This window comes from Pseudomonas japonica (assembly GCF_013522925.1).
Classification (GTDB): domain Bacteria; phylum Pseudomonadota; class Gammaproteobacteria; order Pseudomonadales; family Pseudomonadaceae; genus Aquipseudomonas; species Aquipseudomonas japonica_A.
This window is the reverse complement of sequence record NZ_JAAMQU010000004.1, coordinates 346,937-364,455: the sequence shown is the minus strand read 5'-3', so window position 1 is coordinate 364,455 and position 17,519 is coordinate 346,937. Positions and strand designations below refer to the sequence as shown.

Genomic DNA, 17,519 nt, shown 5'->3' with positions numbered 1-17,519 from the left:
CAAGAACAATCCGAGGAACCACCCATGACCTACGAACTGAAAAAAATCGCCATCGTCGGTGCCGGCGGCAAGATGGGCATGCGCATTTCCGCCAACCTGCAGAACAGCCCGTACAGCGTTACCTATTGCGAGAATTCCCCCCGTGCCCAGGAACAGATCCTCGCGGCCGGCCGTAGCCTGTCGGAGACCGCCGAGGTGGTACCCAACGCTGATGTGGTGATTTTGGCGGTGCCGGATGTGGCGCTGGAAACCGTCTCGGCGCAAGTGGTGCCGCAACTGAAGAAGGGCGCTATCCTGCTGACCCTCGACCCCGCCGCGTCCTATGCCGGGTTGCTGGCCCAACGTGAGGGCATCCATCAGGCCGTGGCGCACCCGTGTCACCCTTCGGTGTTTCTGGAACGCACCACCAAGGAAGAACACGCCGACGCCTTCGGCGGCACCGCCGCTGTGCAAGACGTGTGTGCGGCGTTTGAATCGGGCAACGACAAACAGCGCTCGGAACTGGCCAATATCATTGCCGTGATGTATGGCCCGGTAGGGCAGGTGCATTGGGTCACGGTCAAGCAGTTGGCCTACCTGGAACCTACACTGGTCGAAACCGTGGCCTGCATGGTCGGCACCTTCATGAAGGAAGCCCTGGACGAAACCATCAACCGCATCGGCGTACCGGAGGCTGCTGCCAAGGCCATGCTCTACGGGCATATCCAGATCGCCCTGGCGGTAGCGTTCCGCAGCACCAACCCCTTCTCCGATGCCTGCATGATCGCCATCGACTACGGCCGGGAGAAAATCATCAAGCCGGACTGGAAAACCATCTTCGACGAGCAGGAGCTCGACCTGATCATTGCGCGCATGCTGAAGATCGAGGCGGTGCGGCGGGTCGACGCGGCCTGATTTCGAGGTAAATGGAGCGCCCGGGTAAAGCCCGGGCGTTTGCCGTGTGCAAAACAAAAAGGAGGCAACATGGCGCATCAGCCACCCCTTCGCGGCGCCTTGATCGGCTGCGGCTTCTTCGCCCTCAATCAGTTACGCGCCTGGCAGGACCTGCCCGGCGTCGAGATCGTCGCGTTGTGCGATACACAGCCCGAACGCCTGGATGCTTTTTCAGCTCACTGCCCGAGCGCCGCGCGTTATACCGATGCCCAGCAAATGCTCGACGCGTTGGCCCTGGACTTCGTGGACATTGCCACGCCCACCTCCGCGCACAAGCCGCTGGTGCTGATGGCGGCACGCGCCGGTGTACCGGTGATCTGCCAGAAGCCCTTCGCCGCCAGCCTGGACGACGCCCGGCTGATGGTCGATACCTGCGCCGAACACGGCGTGAGCCTTACCATCCACGAGAACTTCCGCTGGCAAGCGGCGGTGCGCGCCACCATCGAACACCTGCGTGCCGGGGTGATCGGCGAGCCGTTCTTTGGCCGGGTGAGTTTTCGCAGCGGCTTCGACGTGTACCGGCTACAGCCCTACCTGGCTCAGACGCCGCGGTTCATCATCGAAGACCTGGGTGTGCATGTGCTGGACATCGCCCGCGCCCTGTTCGGCGACGTACAACGGCTGAGCGCCCACACCCAACGGGTGAACCCTGCTATCAAGGGCGAAGACGTGGCGACCATTCTCCTGCGCCACGACACCGGTGCCAGCTGTGTTGTGGACATGAGCTACGCGACCCGGCTGGCCCGTGATCCCTTTCCTGAAAGCCTGATCGAAGTGGACGGCAGCGAGGGTTCGCTACGCTTGCTGGCCGACTACCGGCTGGAGGTTCACCGCGGCCCCCGGCAGGTTGAAACGATCGACGTTACAGGGCAGGCCCCCGGCTGGGCGGAAGCGCCCTGGGCTGCGATCCAGGGCAGCGTGCTACGCCTGCAGCAGGAATGGCTGGCCCACCAGCAGGCAGGTACGCCGTGCGAAACCCATGGGGCGGACAATTACAACACCCAAGCGCTGGTGGAAGCGGCGTACCAGGCGGCCGAGCAAGGTACGGTGGTGGTGCCGGCCAGGTATTGATCATGTAACGAAGTTGCGAGGTGCGCCCGCTATTGCAGGAGACGGGCGCAGCCTCAGAGCTTGCGAATCGGGTTCAGAAAACCCTTCGCGAGCTACCTCATCCCAAACCCACCCTCGCGCACGTCCTTGCTGTTTTCCTTGGTCACCAATACACAATCCACCGATTGCTTCTCGGGCTTGTCCGTTTTGCCGGTACGAAGGAACTGGTCCGCCTGCTCCATGGCCATGGCTGCCATCTGTGTCGCTTGCTGCAGGCCTGTGGCCGCGATGGGGCCGGTGGTTGCGATCTGCCGCACCACGTCGGGGTTGCCGTCGATCCCGACCACGATCACCTTGTCGTTACCGGCATTTTTAAGCGCCGCGGCGGCGCCGAGGGCCATGGTGTCATTGCCGGCGATCACCCCGACAATGTTCGGGTTGCCCTGGATAATGGTCTGCATGACCGTGTAGCCCTGGGTCTGGTCCCAGTTCGCCGACTGCTGCGCGGCCAGTTTCAGCTCGGGGATCTGGTCCAGCACCCGATGGAAGCCGTCGGAGCGCACATGGGCGTTGATGTCCGAGGTGCGGCCCTGCAGTTCCACGTACTCACCCTTGTAGCCCACCTTCTCGGCGAAGAACTCCGCCACCGAGGTGGCGCATTGCGAGTTGTTCGACACGATCTGCGCGGTGGCGATACCGTTGGCGTTCACTTCGCGGTCGATCAGGAACGCCGGGATACCGGCTTCCTGCGCGCGCTTGACTGCCGCGATCGAGGCATCGGAGCCGGCGTTGTCGAGGATGATCGCGCTGGCTCGGTCGCCGATGGCCGTCTGCACCAGGCGAAGCTGCACGTCCGGGTCATCGTTGTGAACCAGCGCGCTGGTGCGGTAACCGAGCTTTTTCGCCGCGGCCTCCGCGGTGTCCGATTCGGCCTTGTAGAACGCGTTGCTGTGAGACGGAGTGATGATCACGATCAGATGATCGGCCGGCTTGAATTCGGCAGCCTGGGCGGTGGCCGACACTACGCAGGCAAAGGACAGGGAAAGCGCAAAGACGGTTTTCATTGTTGTTGTCATCTCTTCGTGGGTGATCGGGGTCAGGCCTGCGGGCCGGGCAGTGCTTCCTGCGCCTTGGCCTGGCGCTCGGCGCTGGATTTTTCAACGCGACGCTGCAACTGGTCCACGACCACGGCCAGGATGATCACCGCGCCGGTGATCACGGTTTGCCAGAAGTCGGAAATACCCACCAGCACCATGCCGTTGCTCAGCACGCCCAGCACGAACGCGCCAATGAGAGTGCCGCCGATAGTGCCCACGCCGCCAAACAGCGACGCGCCGCCGAGCACCACCACGGCAATGGCGTTGAGTTCGTACGAGCTGGCAATGGCCGGGTTCGCCGCGCCCAACCGCGACGCGATGATCAAGCCGGCCAGGGCCGCGCAGAAGCCGGAGATGGCGTAGGTGCCGATCTTCACGCGGCCCACGCGCACCCCGGACAGCTCAGCGGCGCGCTCGTTGCCGCCGATGGCGAACACCTGGCGGCCGAAGACCGTCTTGCGGCTGATGTACACCGCCACCAGGGTGAGCAGGATCATTAGCCAGATCGACACGGGCACCGACAGCACGCGCGCCGTACCCAGCCACAGAAAGCCTGTGTTGTTGAGTTCAGGGTTGCCCGCCAGGTTGCCGTAGGTTGCGCCGTTGGACACCAGCGACGCAGCGCCGCGGGCCATGTACAGCATGCCCAGGGTCATGATGAAGGGCGTGACCTTCAGCCGTGTGATGAACCAGCCATTCACCGCGCCTACCAACGTACCCAGCGCCAGGGTGGCAACACAGATCAGCGGAATGCTGCCGAATGCCGACACCCCCAGCCACGGCAGGCGCAGCCCTTCGGCGATCAGGCTTCCGGCAACCATGGCAACCAGCCCGGCGATGGCGCCTACCGACAGGTCGATGCCCGCGGCCAGGATCACGAAGGTCATGCCGATGCCGAGGATGGCGAACACGGCCACCTGTTCGGCGACGATCACCAGGTTGCGTGCGGAAAGGAACGAAGGCGCGATCGAGGAAAACAACACCACCAGTACCGCCAGCGCGAGGTATGCGCGCAGCTTGAGCAAAAGCAGCGGGAGCGAGCGCACGCCCAGGCCGGAGGGGTTACCTGGAGCGGCAGAAAGGATATGGGCCATGTTACGCGGGCTCCTGCTGAGGGTGTTTGGGGTCGCTGTATGCGCCCACCTGGGACCAGGCCACCAGGCTGGCCTCGCACAGCTGAGCGCGAGGAAGGTTGGCGGTGATCCGGCCTTGGCACATCACCAGCACGCGGTCCGCGCCGCCCAGGATCTCGGTGAGGTCGCTGGAGGCGTACAAAATGGTCAGCCCCGCCTTGGCCAGGCCGTCGAGCACCTCGAACAGCTCCCGGCGCGCCTTGATGTCGATACCGCGAGTGGGCTCATCCAGCAGCAAAATGTGGGGTTCGGTGAGCAGGTTCTTGCCTACGACCACCTTCTGTTGATTGCCGCCCGACAACGAGGAAATGGCGATGTCAGCGTTGCTGGCCTTGATGTGCAGTTGTTCGATCATGCGGGCCACATCGGCCTGCATGGGCGCAGGTGCCAGCCCATGGCCGCGGGCATACCGCTTGAGGTTGGCCAGCAGCAGGTTGTCGCGTACCGAAGCGCCGGTCACCAGCCCCAGCTTCTGCCGGTCTTCAGGTACCAATGCGATCCCGGCCTGGATGCGCTCGGCGATCGCCTGGCGCAGTGGCAGCTCCACGCCATTGAGCGTGATGTGGCCGCCGATGGCCTTGCGCAGGCCGATCAGGGTTTCGAAGAGTTCGGTTCGCCCCGCACCCATCAACCCATAGAAGGCCACCACTTCGCCCCGGCGCACGCTGAAAGACAGCCTGTCCAATAACAGGCCACCGCGCCCATTGGCCACCGTCAAATTCCGTACTTCCAGCACGCACGGCCCCGCAGGGCTGGCGGCGCCCTCTCGCAGCTGGGTCGCCATGTTGCTGCCGATCATGCGTTCCACCAGCCACTCGATGGTGACCGAGCCTTTGACCCCCGTACCGACCAAATGCCCGTCGCGCAGCACGGTGAAGGTGTCGCCAATTTCGATCAGCTCTTCGAGCCGGTGCGAGATATAGATGATGGAAACGCCTTGAGCCTTGAGGTCGCTGATCAGTGAAAACAACACCTTCACTTCGGCTTCGCTGAGCGAAGAGGTGGGCTCGTCGAGGATCAGTACCTGCACATCGCTGACCAGCACCTTGGCGATCTCGATGATCTGCCGGGTGCCGATGCTCAAGTCCTGTACCAGGGCGTCCACGTCGATTGCCTGGCCCATGCGCGCCAGGGTCGCCCGCGCGCGACGGCGCTGCTCGGCGTGGCGCACCATGCCCCAGCCGTTACGCAGTTCCTTGCCGATGAACAGGTTCTCGGCAACGCTGAGGTTGGGGCACAGGTTAAGTTCCTGATGCACGATGCCAATGCCCAGCGCCATGGCCTGGCGCGGGTCGCTCAGTTGCAGTGCCTCCTCGCCGCGAAACAGCTGGCCGCTGGTGGGTTGCTCGATGCCAGCGAGGATTTTCATCAAGGTAGATTTGCCTGCCCCGTTCTCACCGATCAATACGTTCACCTGGCCGTACATCACGTTGAAGTCCACGCCCTTGAGTGCCGTGGTGCCTTGGTACACCTTGGTGATCTGCCGCGCATGCATGGCTACGTTCGCAACGGCGCCGTCGCTGCGGCGCACGACGGTGCTCATGGCGACTCCTTGATCATCACGCTGACGGGCACGATGCGCAGGGAGGAGGGCGACTGAAGGTTGAGCACCCCGGTGAAGTCCACGGTCTTGCCAACAAGGCTGGCGGCGGGCACCTGGCCATAGGCTTTTTCCAGCGCCACCTTGTTCAAGGCGGCCGCCACGTCGGCATATTGGGTCTGGTTGGTGAAGTTGTTCAGCGACATGTCCGGCACGATGTCGCGCAGCACCGTGCTGATCACCAGCGGGCCCGTGAGCAGCTGCACCTTGGTATGAGCCAGCGCGGGCTCATCCGGGAACTCCAAAGTAAGCAGCCCCATGGGCGATTTGACGTCGGCCTGGGCAACGCGGGCCTGGCCGCTCACAGCGAGGTTTTTCGCTCGGGTGTTGTGCGGCAGGCCATAGCGGTCCGCCGCGCCATTGCTGTCCTCCGCCAAGGCGCCGAGCAACGTGGCCAGTGGCACGGTGTTTTCTCTAAGGATAGGCGCGACGTCGGTTGCCCACTGTTGCCGGGCATAGGCCATGGCGTCGAAGCTGTCCACGGCGAACTTCTGATTCTGCCCCTTGCCGTTCGCGCCTTGGGCGTCGTTGAGCACCACGCGGCCGGTGGCTGGGTCCAGCGGGCGCAAGGTGACCAGCGGCCCGCCGGCCAGGTTCACGGCAACAAGGGCGGCAACAGCGAGGCCACCGACGAGCAAGGGCAGGCGGCGGGGTGGAGCGACCTTTCGGGAGTGGGCAGCGGCTGGCGCAGACGTCATGTGTGCAGAGCTCCTCGCCCATCGTGGGGCGATTTCTTGTACTTGTCAGGAGGTTCTGAAATCACTATATACCATCATCATACCAGTGGTGTTACTCTATTTTTGCTCGCCGAGCTTCGCGCATTACCCACCTATAACAACAAGGGAGTGTGGCGCCATGATGCCTGCCTGGTCGCTGGACAAGCGCCTTTATGGCACCGATCAACCTGCGCAAGCGCGCACTCACGTCACGGTAGGTCCTATCGGGTTCTGGACCGAAGGGCCGCAGTTGCGCCACTTCACCTTTGAAGGCATGGAGGTGCTGAGGGCGGTAGGCCTGGTGATTCGCGATGCCTGGTGGGGTAGCCATGTACTTGAAGCCCAAGCCTGGAACGTGCAGGCCAGCGAAACACAGTGGAGAGGGGAGCTCAGCGGTGCCGTGCCCGGCCCCGACGGCAGCGCGGCACTGGGTTGGCAACTGGTAGTGCAGGTAGGGCAACAGGGCCTGGTGGCCACCGCCCGGCTTACGCCCCACGAGGACTTCACCACTTGCCGCGCCGGTTTGATGCTGCTGCATCCGCTGGTTGGGGTAGTCGGCGCCCCCGTTGCCGTCACCCATGGCAATGGAAACGTTGAGGAGGGGCATTTCCCTGACCTCATCAGCCCAGCGCAGCCGTTCCTTGATATCCGTGAGTTGCGCCACGCGCCCGCACCCGGCCTGCGGGCCCATTGGCGCTTGAGCGGGGATACGTTCGAGATGGAAGACCAACGCAACTGGGGCGACGCATCCTTCAAAACCTACAACCGGCCCTTGGCCTGGCCGTGCCCGTATGTGATCGAGGCCGGCAGTTGTGTGGAGCAGCAGGTGGTGCTTACCCTCAGCCGCGAGGTGGCGGCATGAACCACGCCATGATCCGCATTACCGGGTTCGCGCCCCAGCCGCTGCCCGCGCTAGGCCATGGGCTTTGGGTCGACCACCTTGACGACGGCGCGCAGGCCAGCTGGCTGGCGTCGCAGTTGGCACCGCAGCACCTTGATCTGCTGGCAGACCTGCGCTTGCCAGGCAGCCACCAGCGCTTGCAGCAAGGCTTGGCGATCTGTGCGCTGTGCGGCGCTCAGGCCTGGCTACTGTTGATCATCGACGACAACGAAGGCGAGGCCCAACTCCACGCGTTGGCCGCCAGCCTGTCGCACTCTGCGGTGCAGCCTTCGGGCGTGCTGGTCACACCTGCCGCTTACCTGGAAAGTTATCAGCCCAGTGGGCCATGGCCCCGCGGGCTTACGCCGAACCAGGCGCTGGTACTGGCCCGTGCCGCATTGCCGGGTGTGCCGATCGGCGCGGGTGCACCTACCTATTTCACCGAACTGAATCGCTGCCGGCCTGCTCCGGGCACTTTCGACTACCTCACCCATGCCACATCGCCAACCGTGCACGCGGCCGATGATGTGTCGGTGATGGAGACCTTGCAGGCGCTGCCCGATATCGTTCGTTCAGCCCAGGCCCTGGCCGCAGGCCAACCCTACCGCATCACCACCAGTGCCATCGGCGCGTGGCGCAATCCGTATGGTGGCCAGCTCACCCCAAACCCTGACCGCCAGCGCCTGACCCTGAGCGACCGCGATCCCCGGCAGCATGGGCTATTAGCGGCAGCGTGGACGGTGGGGCACTACGCTGCAATGCACCGCGGCGGGGTTCAGGCCACGGCGTTATGGGCGCTTAACCCGCCCTTCGCCATCGCTGACGAAGGCTGCTACTGGCCCGTGTTCCACGTACTCAGGGCACTGGCCGGGGGGCATGGCCAGCGCGCGCTGGCGCTCGACTGCTCCGGGCCCGGCGCAGCGGCGGTAGGGTGGATGCAACAGGAAAACAACCTGGCCCGGGTATGCGTGGCAAACCTCACGGCGCAGCCGTTGACGCTGGGGTTTGCCGGCCTGGTGCCGCATGCCGCCGCTGTGCTCGGGCCCCTGGCATTTCATCAAGCGCTGGAAGAACCGGGATTCATGGACCACCGCGAAGCCGTACCGAGGGTGCTTGAACCCTTTACCTGCGCGGTGATCGACTGTTCGCTGGACGTCGAGCCCGCCTCGAAATGGTGCTAACTTACCGCCTTTTTGGTGAATGCCGGAGCTGTCTGCCTAATGTCCGAGATCAAGAAACGCCTGATTCAGCGCAAGAAGCTGTCCGACATTGTCTTCGAGCAGCTGATCAGCCTGATCGAAGAGGAAAACCTGCAGCCGGGCGACCAGATGCCGGCCGAGCGCGAGCTGATGGAAACCTTTGGGGTAGGCCGACCGGTAGTGCGTGAAGCGATGCAGCGGCTGGCCGGCATGGGCATGATCACCATCCAGCACGGTGAGCGGGCGCGGGTAGGGCGGGTGGACATGCATTCGATGATCGGCCAGATCGACCTGGCTGCCCGCCATCTGCTGTCTAGCTCGGCTGAAAACGTCGACCATCTGCGGCAGGCACGGGCGTTGTTCGAAACCGGGTTGGTAAAGGTAGCCGCCGAGCGTGCGTCTGACGCCGACATCGCTGTGCTGGAGGATGTCGTCGCGCGCATGCACACCTTCCGCGACAGCGACGACTTCATTCTGATTGACATGGAGTTTCACGGAGAGCTCGCGCGCATCTCCGGTAACCCGATCTATATGGCGATTTCCCGGGCCATCCTGGAATGGATGGCCGACTACCGTCGGGAAATGCTGCGCTTCAAGGAGCGTGAGCAGACCTTGCGAGAGCACGAGGCCATCCTGGCCTGCATCAAGGCCCGTGACCCGGCCGGTGCCGAGCGGGCGATGTCGGATCACCTGGTGAAGCGTGTCGAGGCGCGGTAGACGCCATAGCAATCACTGCATGGCCCTCGTTGCAGGGCCAGGCCGAGCCTAGATCTGAACGACGATTTTGCCGATCTGAGCATTGGACTCCATATACTCGTGCGCCTCGACGATCTGATCGAAACTAAAGGTTCTGGCGATCAACGGCCGCAGCGCTCCGCTTTCCAGCCCTTTGGAGATAAAGGCCTTCGCACTCTTCAAGCGCTCGGGGTCCTGCGTGATTTCGAACAGCTGGTATCCGCGAATCGTCAAATCTTTCCCGAGTACTTCCATTACTGGAATGCTCAGGTCCGTGGTATCCAGGGCGCCGTACTGGAAGAAAATACCAAGGTAGCTGAGCGCCCGAAGCATATTGGCTACTTCGGGCCCGCCGACTGGGTCGAATGCCATCCGCGCACCTTTACCCTCGGTAATACGGTTGACCTCGGCTACCAGGTTCTCTTCCTGGGTTGCGATCACATGGGCGGCGCCTGCATCGAGCAACGCCTGCCGCTTTTCGCTGCTACGGGTCAGCGCTACGGGTAGCGCCCCTACCAGGTTCGCGATCTGGATGGCCGCAAGGCCAACGCTGCTCGACGCCGCGCGAATCAAAACCGTCTCGCCCTTCTGCAGTTTGCCGATATCAATCAGGGCGCCATACGCAGTCACGAACTGCATCCAGGTGCCTGCCGCTTCCACCGCCGTGAGCCCCTGCGGTTGACGGACGATTGCATGTACCGGCGCCACCGCCAGCTCGCCATACAGGCCGTAGTCGGCGAACGAGAACGCTGGGATCACGTTCACTTCGTCGCCAACGGCATATTCGATGACGCCCTCGCCAACGCTTTCGACAGTTCCCGCAGCTTCGTACCCCAGGGTAGCGGGCAGCTGGGGCGGGAAGGTGTATTCCCCTCGGCGATACATAGCCTCAGCGCGGTTCAGCCCCAATGCCTTCACCTTGATGCGGACCTCGCCCGCACGTGGGGCACGTACCTCTACTTCATCGATCTGGAGCACTTCGGGTCCACCGGTACGATGGAATCGGACAACCTTAGACATGTGTAATCCTCGCAAAATGGATGTATCCCAGGCCCAGGCGCTTGACCCGGCTTGAAGGCAGCATGCTAGAGTTTTGTCCGCTGGCGTGCATACGGCATAAATCCGCATGTAGTGCCAAAAAGCGTACTACCACGGCGGAGATTCCGGTGACCAAACTTCGAAACTATGACGGTGCCCCCGGCTGCTCGGTAGAGGCGGCGCTGCATATCATGGGCGGCAAATGGAAAGGGGTGATCCTCTATCATCTGCTGGATGGCACCCACCGTTTCAACGAGCTGCAGCGCCGCCTTACCGGGGTTCCGCCCAGGCTACTGATCAAGCAACTTCGTGACCTTGAAGAGGACGGCCTCGTAGTACGTACCGTCTACGCCGTGGTACCCCCCAAGGTCGAATATGCACTGAGCGACGAGGGCCGAAGCCTGGAGCCGTTCCTGCTGGGGCTGTGCGCCTGGGGGGATGCCTGGCTGGCCCGGCGGGGCATGAAGACTGCCGCGCAACTGAAGCTCGATGCAGAACCGGAATCCGCCGTGCACACCGACGAAAGCGCCACGCCCGCATCGCCGATGTGATGAACCCCTGAGCCTTTGCCGCTGAATGAGCGCTGGCGCTACGCCACGCTGAAGATTTAAACCATTGAGACAACCATGAACGACCTGACCGAAGAAGAAATGCGCCGCGCCTTGTTTGGCGCCGCGCAGGCGCCTGCGCCCACGCATGTACACATCCCCGACCCCATGGAGGCTATCCCGGACGTAGTCATCGTGCCGACCGCTTCCGTGGCAAGGAAACGGAAGGTTGATAAAGCGTTTACCCCCAGGCTCAGGGTTACGCTCAGGGTGGGGAATGCCTTTGAAGGCGAGACGCAGGAGCTGGTGCATGAGGCCGATACGTTGAGCACGTTGCTGGCGGAGCAGGATGCAGTGAAGGCTGCGCGGAAGAAATTTCGCTATGTGGAGGTGGTATCGGTTAAGCCGATGTAGGTCTTCATCCCGAGCGGCGAGGAAGGTCATACTGCGATTGGCCGGCAGTAGTACACATGGATTTAGCCGCAGCGGATGGTTGCTCAAGGCCCTCCACGATCAAGGCACCAGAATGACTTTGCCCGCGCTGCCCTGATGTACTTCCGTGTAGCGCGACACACCCTCTTCAAGCGGCGACTCAAGCAGCCCTGTCGGTAGCGGTAGGGAGCCTTCATCGAACAGTTTGCCGAACTGCTCCAGCATCCGCGCGCAGGCTTCAACGCCGTACAACAGTGAGTTGATGCCCACCACCGAACCGCCTTTGCGGTAGAGGGCCAGTGCCGGCAGCTTAACGTGGCCGTCCACAGGTGCAGCGATGATGGCGATGCGGCCAAATTGTGCCAGCGCAGGCACGGCGGCAGGGAGCCAGAAGCCAGTGGTATCGAAGATCACGTCTGCGCCGCCTGAAAACACGGCGTTCACCTGGGCGCCGAGGTCTTCCGGCTTGCCGAGTTGGATTGTGTTGAAGCCTTGCATTTGCAGTGCTTGCAGGTGGTCCGGTCGACGTACCGCGGCCAGCACCTGCGCGCCGCGCACTTTCGCCAGTGCAATGGCCGCGCTCCCCACAGCACCATTGGCGCCGATCACCAGCAAACGGGTGCCGGCCTGCACCTGGCTGCGCTCAAGCGCATCCCACGCTGTGGTGTAGGGCACGCCCAGGCTCGCCGCCTGAGCAAAACTCAGCGAGGACGGCTTGAGCGCCACCCCGTTGGCGGGGAGCGCAATGTAGCTCGCATGCGAGCCGTCGCGAAGAAAGCCGATCTCCTTCCCGGTACCCCAGACTGCCTGACCGATCAGCGCCTGCGGGCCTTCGACGACGACGCCTGCGAAATCGCGACCCGGCACCCGAGGCATCGTGGTGTAAGGGAAGCGGCCGAGCACGTTTTTCACGTCGCTTGGGTTAAGGCCCGCAGCTTTAATCTGCACAAGAATTTCGTCAGCCGCCGGGACGGGCCTGGAGAGTTCGACGACTTGCAGCGCAGCCAGGTCGCCGGTGCTTGAGAATTGCAGTGCTTTCATGGTGGTCATCCAGAAGTATGGAAAAGAGCCAGCCGTTTCAGGAAGTCAGGCCGACAAAGAATTGCTTGCCCACAGGCCACAGCCATTCACCCGCCTGCATGCCGAGTAACCCGACCAGTGCGACAAGGGGCGGCGCAGGAGAGCGGAAATCCAGAAGGCCATACAGCAAGCCGACGGCGATACCGATTGCGAGGGAAATGACGTAGCTCATGACAAACTCCGGGGCATGGGACGCGCGGCCCGAGTGCGGCGCGGCTGCGATAAGCAATGACCAGAGTGTAAGGAGGGGCGGCCAACGCTACCGGCCAAATGCTTCTGAATTTCGGACAGAGTCGGCGCAGGCGTCAGTTGGCGGGATTGCTGACCGGGTATTGAGAGGGGGGTATGCCCAGCTCGCGACGGAACATGTCGCTGAAGCTGCTGGGCGAATACCCTAACGACCGGGCTATGGTGTTCACCGGTACGCCCTGAATGATTTCCGCAACCGAAGTCGCCAACTGCACCTGCCGCCGCCACTCGGCGAAGCCCATGCCTAGCGCCGCCTGGAACAGCCGCGACAGTGTTCGCACGCTGGCGCCAGCCTTTTCGGCGTGCTGCTCGAACGGCACGTCAATGGAGGGCTCGATCATTACCGCCTGACAGACATTCATCAGCCTGCGGTCGCTGTCATCCGGCATGGGCACCTTCAGCAGCGAGCGCCGGGCACGCATGATTTCGAGCAGCGCCAGGTTGGCAAGCGCATCGTAGTAATTCGAGGCGTTGTCCTGCTCCGCGACCAGGCTCACGATCAGCTCGCGCAGCAGGCGCCCGACCTCCAGAACCTGGACCGTGCTGTCGAGGGTGACGGCGAGGGTGGGGCGCAGGTAGATATTGCGCATCTCCAGGTCCGATACCACGCGGATGCCGTGCGGCACGCCGGGTGGCAACCACACCGCACGTTGCGGCGGGACGACCAGCGCTTCGTTTGGGGTCTCCACCCACATCACGCCCGACATCGCATACAGCACCTGGCCCCACTCATGCTTGTGGGGCTCGATGTACAGCCCGCGCGGGTAGGTCCGCGACAACGGCTGCACGGGGATGGCGGTGTTGGTGAGGTCGGGTGGGGCCGCAAGTGCCATGGTAAAACCGGTTGCTGTGGGATGTGGAGATCGTAGCGGGAGAGCGCCGGGGGTCGCCAGTTCGATTGAGCGTTCGGGTTCGTTTCGGGAGGGCAGGTCGGTGCCAGGCCCCTTCAAGTGGTTGAATCAAGAAACCCTAACGCGGTGCATTTAGCCGATCAGCCCCTTGGAGCGCATGTGGTCAAGGCGTTCAATCATCTTCCACCACCCCTGCTCGCGAACCCGACTGCGGAGGGCGGAAAGCGTGTGCTGTTTTATTCAGGTGATCATGCGGCCACTAAAAGGCAGGTTGCCGAATTGATCACTCGATCGGGGTTTCACGGCATTGATCTGGGCGACCTGCAGCAGGGTCAACTTGCCCAGTTTCCAGGTGGACCGTTGCCAGGCCTGAATCTGGTCAAGCACGGCTGACTTCTGCGAAGTGAGGTGGGGCTGTGGGGTAAGCATCGCGCGCTGGTCAGATGACCTCAATAACGAGGCAATTTATAATACCCACAGGTGCAACTGCCTCACGTTTAAAGCATTATGTTTTTCTGATTTAAAGTTATCGCAAAACAGTATATTTGATATATAGCGCGGAATTGACGTATCGAGGCTTATCTTCCGCAGATCTTTAAAGCCGTTGGTCCCTTAGCCCTGTCAATATCGTCTCAGCGGACCATGCTTCATGGTGAAACTCAAAAGGAGTTGCATCATGAAGCCTATAAAAATAACAAGTGCCCTATTTGCAGTTCTGCTTGCGCTGTCCAGTGCATTCGCGCTCGCAGATCCACCCCGTAAACATAAACCTGTAGCCGAAAATGCTTTGCCCGTCCCAACCGCTTCCTCGACCCCGTCCATTGATACAAAAACCGCCGCCGGTGTGGACAGCCAAGGCGCCGAATCAAAGGGGCGGTATAGCTCCCATTCGATGCATCAGGACTCAGCAATCGGTGCTCCGCAGACAACCATAAAAAGCGACACCCTGCAGGCGGATGATAAATAGGGGTACCCGGATGACTGTGCAAAGCCAAGCGCTGGACGATATACGCGCCACGGTCAACGCTATATTGAATGAAGGTATGAACTATGCGAATGAAGACGATCTGAACCGAGCGTTCGATCCCGCCTGAAAAATAATTGGGCATTATCAAGACGCCTTGGAATGGCTCTGGATGACTCCATCAATGCCATAATGATGGAGGGCCCCGCTGATGCGGCGCAATTAGCAGGTACCGTGTTCGTTTCCACCTGTTCTTGCGCTCCTTTCGCTATATCCCTACCGGTATTGCCTACGCCGTCTGGTCGGGCATTGGCATTATTCTGATTTCGCTGCTCGCATGGTGGGCACACGGGCAGAGGCTGAACTTGCTGTACAGGCCGGCATGCTTCTACTCATGGTAGGTGTGGTGGTTATCAATATTTTCTCGCCGGTAGAGCCTTGATGCACTCGTAAATAACCCATCAACGAACCCCCAGCAACCGATCCAGCGATGCGTTGCCACCGCCTCGGGCGATCAGCAACAACAGCAGGCCCGCCCAGGACAAGTGGGTTGCCCAGGCATCGGGGTACACGAACACTTCGATCACAGTGGTCATCCCAAGCAGCGCCAAGGCTGACAGGCGCGTGCCCAGCCCCAGCAGCAACAGCAGCGGGAACAGATGTTCGGCATAGGTGGCCAGGTGGGCCGCCAGGTAGGGCGAGATCAACGGCAAGGCATACTCGCTCTGGAACAAGTCATAGGTGCTCGGGGTAATAGTCAGAAGCCCCTCGACCTTGGTGCGCCCGGAAAGGAAAAACACCGATGCAATGCCCAGCCGCGCCACCAGGCACAGAACGGTGATGTTGAGCAGGTGTTGCACGGTTTCGGCGAGCTGGTTCCAGCGATGGCGCAGGCCGAAGCGGGTAGTCGATGTTTGGATCACGTCCATGGCCAATGCCTCTAGGTGGGTAGGATGAGGGGAGCGAAGGCCTTGGCAGCCAGCAGCTGGCCGAGCAAGGCGTTGAAGTCCACGGTGGGTTGCGCGTCTAGCGCCAAGGCCGAGGCGTGGTCCAGGTTGTGGCCGGCGGCGCAGGCGTCCAAAAACGCACAGGCGCCAACCTCCAGAGCCTGCGAAGTAACGCCCGCCACACCGCCCACCAGCAACGCGCCCTCGCCCTGCCAAACCAATGTTTCAGGCAACGCAAGCCCTTCGCGGTTAGAGCGCCAGAGGGTGTAGATCGGCTGCTCGGCGAACCAACGCCAGCGCACATTGGCGCGAGGGCGTAGCCCACAGCGGGCAAGGTCGCTGGCGGTCATGCCGGCAAGCTCCGCCAGCATCAGGCCGGCGCACTCGGGCGCGGTGAAGGCTTCCAGCCACAGGCGATCCAGGCGTGCGATGTCCGCCAGGTAAGGCAGTTCTGCGGCGGGCTCGAATGTTTCCAGAAAATCCGCGAAACCAGCCCCGTAGTAGATCAGCCGGGCATCCACCGGCGGCGTACGCCGTGCATAAACCGCTGCCGCCGCCGCTAGCCAGCCGTAACCGACCAATCGCGCTACGGCGGGAAAATTCGCGCACAAGGCATCGATGCAGCCCTTGAACACTGTGTTGCGGTACACCTCAAACGCCGGCTGGGCAGTGAGGGCGGCCAGCTGCGGTGCCGGCCGCTGATAGAGCGCCTCGGTGAAGGCATCCTGGAACTGGCCAAGGGACAGGTTCATGCCGGTACCCTCGCGAGTTCAAGGGTGCGTTGGGCAATCGCCCGCTCGCCTAACAGCCCGTCGAAGGCCGGAATCCGGCCGTCGCGCTCTATGAGGGTAGGGCGCCGGCCGATGCGTTGCACCAAACGTTGGAACAGCGCCCATACCGGCTCAGCGACCCAGGCATCGTGGGAGTCGATCAGCAGCTCGCCAGCCCCATCTTCGCTGTGCCCGGCAAGGTGAACCTCAAGGATTGCCCACGCCGGGAAGCGATCGAGGTAGGCGGCCGGGTCGAAGCCCAGGTTGTGGGCACTGACGTGTACGTTATTTACGTCTAGCAACAGGCCGCAACCGCTGCGGCGGGCGACTTCGGCCAAAAAGTCGATCTCATCCCAGTCATGGCCCTCCAGGTGTAAATAGTGGCTGGGGTTCTCGATAGCGATGCGCTGGCCCAGTACCTCCTGGGCCTGCAGGATGTTCCGGGTGATGCGCGTCAAAGCCTCATGAGTACGAGGGAACGGCAGCAGGTCGGGCAGGTAGTGGCCGCGCCAGGTGGACCATGCCAGATGCTCGGACACCAGCACGGGCTGCACCCGTTCGATCAAGGCACGCAGCTGGCGCAAATGCGCCAGATCAGGCTCGGCATCGGCTGCCAGCGACAACGACACCCCATGCAGCGACAGTGGGTGGCGCGCAGCTACCCGCTCCAGCCAGGCAAGGCGAGGGCCGCCCACCATGTAATTTTCCGGATGCACTTCGAACCACAGGCCGTTGGCGGTGCAGGCCTCGGCCTCGGCGTAATAGTCCGCCTTCAGGCTCAGCCCGGCGCCCAGTGGTGGCAGTGGTGTGTTCATGGTCAGCGGCCCTGGCTCAGGATTTCATCGGTGTTAGAGAGCCCATGCCATGCGGCGTTTTTATTGAGGTGCAGCTGCCGACTGGCACATTCTTCCAGTGCATGGCGTCGTAATCGGTCTTGGCGCTGCCGGCGCACGTGGTACCCGCGCCAGCCTTGCAGTCGTTTTTGCCGGCCATGGCCACGCCGTAGCATTTTTCCATGGCGGTGCCACTGCCACCCGTGTCGGCAGCGGCGGCTGCCCCCGCGAGCGAGGCGAGTGCAAGGGCGGCGGTAGCGAGGGCGAAAGTTTTCATGGTGCGTTCTCCTGGAACAGTAAGTGGCAACCGGTGGCTTACCGGCGGCTCGTGAACCAGTTCGTCGCCATGGAGGTTTGGGTTACAGCCCTGGGCAGATTTTATTTTTGAGGTTTGCGCCTCAGCCTTCTAACGTTCAAACACGGTTTAGTGTTCGTGACCGGTGCGGTTTTCAATAAGAACCACT

At 62.3% G+C, this 17,519-nt stretch carries 21 protein-coding genes and 1 pseudogene; 10 read left to right on the top strand and 12 right to left on the bottom strand.

From position 1 onward, the window contains the following. The first annotated feature begins 24 nt into the window (after nt 1-24). Both G7016_RS08790 and G7016_RS08785 read left to right on the top strand, forming a co-directional pair. Nucleotides 25-894 (top strand): phosphogluconate dehydrogenase C-terminal domain-containing protein, encoded by an 870-nt coding sequence (locus G7016_RS08790; RefSeq protein WP_181112859.1) that lies wholly within the window; start codon nt 25-27, stop codon nt 892-894. 69 nt (nt 895-963) lie between these two features. Continuing rightward, nucleotides 964-2,004: a Gfo/Idh/MocA family protein gene (locus G7016_RS08785; protein WP_181112856.1), complete on the top strand. Its 1,041-nt coding sequence runs from the start codon at nt 964-966 to the stop codon at nt 2,002-2,004. A 92-nt stretch (nt 2,005-2,096) separates the two neighbouring features. On the opposite strand, the gene G7016_RS08780 is transcribed toward G7016_RS08785, so the two are convergent. The 4 genes from G7016_RS08780 to G7016_RS08765 are packed head-to-tail and all read right to left on the bottom strand — an operon-like array spanning nt 2,097 to nt 6,511. Continuing rightward, the gene (locus G7016_RS08780; protein WP_181112853.1) at nt 2,097-3,047 is read right to left on the bottom strand and encodes a D-ribose ABC transporter substrate-binding protein; all 951 of its coding nucleotides are present in this window, start codon (nt 3,045-3,047) and stop codon (nt 2,097-2,099) included. A 32-nt stretch (nt 3,048-3,079) separates the two neighbouring features. Then, nucleotides 3,080-4,174 carry an ABC transporter permease gene (locus tag G7016_RS08775; RefSeq protein ID WP_181112850.1) on the bottom strand — a complete coding sequence of 365 codons (1,095 nt, stop codon included), beginning with the start codon at nt 4,172-4,174 and terminating at the stop codon, nt 3,080-3,082. A 1-nt stretch (nt 4,175) separates the two neighbouring features. Next, nucleotides 4,176-5,756, bottom strand: a complete 1,581-nt coding sequence (locus tag G7016_RS08770; protein WP_181112847.1) for a sugar ABC transporter ATP-binding protein — start codon at nt 5,754-5,756, stop codon at nt 4,176-4,178. Further along, on the bottom strand, nt 5,753-6,511 hold the full coding sequence (locus G7016_RS08765) for a DUF2291 family protein (protein WP_181112845.1): 759 nt from the start codon (nt 6,509-6,511) through the stop codon (nt 5,753-5,755). The genes G7016_RS08770 and G7016_RS08765 overlap by 4 nt, the downstream gene beginning before the upstream one ends. Nucleotides 6,512-6,668: 157 nt before the next feature. On the opposite strand from G7016_RS08765, the gene G7016_RS08760 reads away from it, so the two are divergent. Genes G7016_RS08760 through nanR form a run of 3 tightly spaced genes read left to right on the top strand, consistent with a single transcriptional unit; the run spans nt 6,669 to nt 9,325 of the window. Then, entirely contained in the window at nt 6,669-7,391 is a 723-nt protein-coding gene (locus tag G7016_RS08760) for a hypothetical protein (protein WP_181112843.1), read from the top strand. After that, the gene (locus G7016_RS08755; RefSeq protein ID WP_181112840.1) at nt 7,388-8,590 is read left to right on the top strand and encodes a hypothetical protein; all 1,203 of its coding nucleotides are present in this window, start codon (nt 7,388-7,390) and stop codon (nt 8,588-8,590) included. The genes G7016_RS08760 and G7016_RS08755 overlap by 4 nt, the downstream gene beginning before the upstream one ends. A gap of 39 nt (nt 8,591-8,629) precedes the next feature. After that, on the top strand, nt 8,630-9,325 hold the full coding sequence (gene nanR, locus G7016_RS08750; RefSeq protein WP_181112837.1) for a transcriptional regulator NanR: 696 nt from the start codon (nt 8,630-8,632) through the stop codon (nt 9,323-9,325). A 48-nt stretch (nt 9,326-9,373) separates the two neighbouring features. Here the strand turns inward: nanR and G7016_RS08745 are convergent, their stop codons facing one another. Then, complete coding sequence (locus tag G7016_RS08745; RefSeq protein ID WP_181112834.1) at nt 9,374-10,363, bottom strand: zinc-dependent alcohol dehydrogenase family protein; 990 nt, start codon at nt 10,361-10,363, stop codon at nt 9,374-9,376. A gap of 146 nt (nt 10,364-10,509) precedes the next feature. On the opposite strand from G7016_RS08745, the gene G7016_RS08740 reads away from it, so the two are divergent. Next, entirely contained in the window at nt 10,510-10,932 is a 423-nt protein-coding gene (locus G7016_RS08740) for a winged helix-turn-helix transcriptional regulator (RefSeq protein WP_181112831.1), read from the top strand. Nucleotides 10,933-11,007: 75 nt separating this feature from the next. Then, nucleotides 11,008-11,343, top strand: coding sequence for a hypothetical protein (locus G7016_RS08735; protein WP_181112828.1), 336 nt, complete (start codon nt 11,008-11,010; stop codon nt 11,341-11,343). A gap of 99 nt (nt 11,344-11,442) precedes the next feature. On the opposite strand, the gene G7016_RS08730 is transcribed toward G7016_RS08735, so the two are convergent. The 3 genes from G7016_RS08730 to G7016_RS08720 all read right to left on the bottom strand — a co-directional run bounded on the left by G7016_RS08730 (nt 11,443) and on the right by G7016_RS08720 (nt 13,523). Next, a complete protein-coding gene (locus G7016_RS08730; RefSeq protein WP_181112826.1) occupies nt 11,443-12,402 on the bottom strand; it encodes a quinone oxidoreductase family protein in 960 nt (319 codons plus the stop codon). Nucleotides 12,403-12,439: 37 nt separating this feature from the next. After that, entirely contained in the window at nt 12,440-12,613 is a 174-nt protein-coding gene (locus G7016_RS08725) for a DUF1427 family protein (protein ID WP_181112823.1), read from the bottom strand. Nucleotides 12,614-12,746: 133 nt separating this feature from the next. Further along, entirely contained in the window at nt 12,747-13,523 is a 777-nt protein-coding gene (locus G7016_RS08720; RefSeq protein ID WP_181112820.1) for an AraC family transcriptional regulator, read from the bottom strand. A 168-nt stretch (nt 13,524-13,691) separates the two neighbouring features. Here G7016_RS08720 and G7016_RS25090 point away from each other — a divergent pair. The 3 genes and pseudogenes from G7016_RS25090 to G7016_RS25550 all read left to right on the top strand — a co-directional run. After that, nucleotides 13,692-13,934 (top strand): annotated as a pseudogene (locus tag G7016_RS25090) (NADP oxidoreductase); the annotation flags it as partial. 283 nt (nt 13,935-14,217) lie between these two features. After that, nucleotides 14,218-14,508 (top strand): hypothetical protein, encoded by a 291-nt coding sequence (locus G7016_RS08710; protein WP_181112814.1) that lies wholly within the window; start codon nt 14,218-14,220, stop codon nt 14,506-14,508. 218 nt (nt 14,509-14,726) lie between these two features. Continuing rightward, complete coding sequence (locus tag G7016_RS25550; RefSeq protein ID WP_375139689.1) at nt 14,727-14,906, top strand: SMR family transporter; 180 nt, start codon at nt 14,727-14,729, stop codon at nt 14,904-14,906. 60 nt (nt 14,907-14,966) lie between these two features. Here the strand turns inward: G7016_RS25550 and G7016_RS08700 are convergent, their stop codons facing one another. Genes G7016_RS08700 through G7016_RS08685 form a run of 4 tightly spaced genes read right to left on the bottom strand, consistent with a single transcriptional unit; the run spans nt 14,967 to nt 17,332 of the window. Then, nucleotides 14,967-15,434 (bottom strand): DoxX family protein, encoded by a 468-nt coding sequence (locus G7016_RS08700; protein WP_181112811.1) that lies wholly within the window; start codon nt 15,432-15,434, stop codon nt 14,967-14,969. 11 nt (nt 15,435-15,445) lie between these two features. After that, nucleotides 15,446-16,204 (bottom strand): HvfC/BufC N-terminal domain-containing protein, encoded by a 759-nt coding sequence (locus tag G7016_RS08695; protein WP_181112808.1) that lies wholly within the window; start codon nt 16,202-16,204, stop codon nt 15,446-15,448. Next, nucleotides 16,201-17,037: an MNIO family bufferin maturase gene (gene bufB, locus G7016_RS08690; protein ID WP_181112805.1), complete on the bottom strand. Its 837-nt coding sequence runs from the start codon at nt 17,035-17,037 to the stop codon at nt 16,201-16,203. The genes G7016_RS08695 and bufB overlap by 4 nt, the downstream gene beginning before the upstream one ends. A gap of 16 nt (nt 17,038-17,053) precedes the next feature. After that, nucleotides 17,054-17,332 carry a BufA1 family periplasmic bufferin-type metallophore gene (locus tag G7016_RS08685; RefSeq protein ID WP_181112803.1) on the bottom strand — a complete coding sequence of 93 codons (279 nt, stop codon included), beginning with the start codon at nt 17,330-17,332 and terminating at the stop codon, nt 17,054-17,056. Nucleotides 17,333-17,519 lie beyond the last annotated feature (187 nt).

Excerpts from the sequence above, each read along its gene's own strand:
- G7016_RS08765 (WP_181112845.1), bottom strand. The coding sequence starts at position 6,511 with ATGACGTCTGCGCCAGCCGCTGCCCACTCCCGAAAGGTCGCTCCACCC.
- nanR (WP_181112837.1), top strand. The coding sequence starts at position 8,630 with ATGTCCGAGATCAAGAAACGCCTGATTCAGCGCAAGAAGCTGTCCGAC.
- G7016_RS08720 (WP_181112820.1), bottom strand. The coding sequence starts at position 13,523 with ATGGCACTTGCGGCCCCACCCGACCTCACCAACACCGCCATCCCCGTG.
- bufB (WP_181112805.1), bottom strand. The coding sequence starts at position 17,037 with ATGAACACACCACTGCCACCACTGGGCGCCGGGCTGAGCCTGAAGGCG.
- G7016_RS08725 (WP_181112823.1), bottom strand. The coding sequence starts at position 12,613 with ATGAGCTACGTCATTTCCCTCGCAATCGGTATCGCCGTCGGCTTGCTG.
- G7016_RS08700 (WP_181112811.1), bottom strand. The coding sequence starts at position 15,434 with ATGGACGTGATCCAAACATCGACTACCCGCTTCGGCCTGCGCCATCGC.
- G7016_RS08775 (WP_181112850.1), bottom strand. The coding sequence starts at position 4,174 with ATGGCCCATATCCTTTCTGCCGCTCCAGGTAACCCCTCCGGCCTGGGC.
- G7016_RS08770 (WP_181112847.1), bottom strand. The coding sequence starts at position 5,756 with ATGAGCACCGTCGTGCGCCGCAGCGACGGCGCCGTTGCGAACGTAGCC.
- G7016_RS08780 (WP_181112853.1), bottom strand. The coding sequence starts at position 3,047 with ATGAAAACCGTCTTTGCGCTTTCCCTGTCCTTTGCCTGCGTAGTGTCG.
- G7016_RS08790 (WP_181112859.1), top strand. The coding sequence starts at position 25 with ATGACCTACGAACTGAAAAAAATCGCCATCGTCGGTGCCGGCGGCAAG.
- G7016_RS08785 (WP_181112856.1), top strand. The coding sequence starts at position 964 with ATGGCGCATCAGCCACCCCTTCGCGGCGCCTTGATCGGCTGCGGCTTC.
- G7016_RS08760 (WP_181112843.1), top strand. The coding sequence starts at position 6,669 with ATGATGCCTGCCTGGTCGCTGGACAAGCGCCTTTATGGCACCGATCAA.
- G7016_RS08685 (WP_181112803.1), bottom strand. The coding sequence starts at position 17,332 with ATGAAAACTTTCGCCCTCGCTACCGCCGCCCTTGCACTCGCCTCGCTC.
- G7016_RS08695 (WP_181112808.1), bottom strand. The coding sequence starts at position 16,204 with ATGAACCTGTCCCTTGGCCAGTTCCAGGATGCCTTCACCGAGGCGCTC.
- G7016_RS08755 (WP_181112840.1), top strand. The coding sequence starts at position 7,388 with ATGAACCACGCCATGATCCGCATTACCGGGTTCGCGCCCCAGCCGCTG.
- G7016_RS08730 (WP_181112826.1), bottom strand. The coding sequence starts at position 12,402 with ATGAAAGCACTGCAATTCTCAAGCACCGGCGACCTGGCTGCGCTGCAA.
- G7016_RS08735 (WP_181112828.1), top strand. The coding sequence starts at position 11,008 with ATGAACGACCTGACCGAAGAAGAAATGCGCCGCGCCTTGTTTGGCGCC.
- G7016_RS08745 (WP_181112834.1), bottom strand. The coding sequence starts at position 10,363 with ATGTCTAAGGTTGTCCGATTCCATCGTACCGGTGGACCCGAAGTGCTC.
- G7016_RS08710 (WP_181112814.1), top strand. The coding sequence starts at position 14,218 with ATGAAGCCTATAAAAATAACAAGTGCCCTATTTGCAGTTCTGCTTGCG.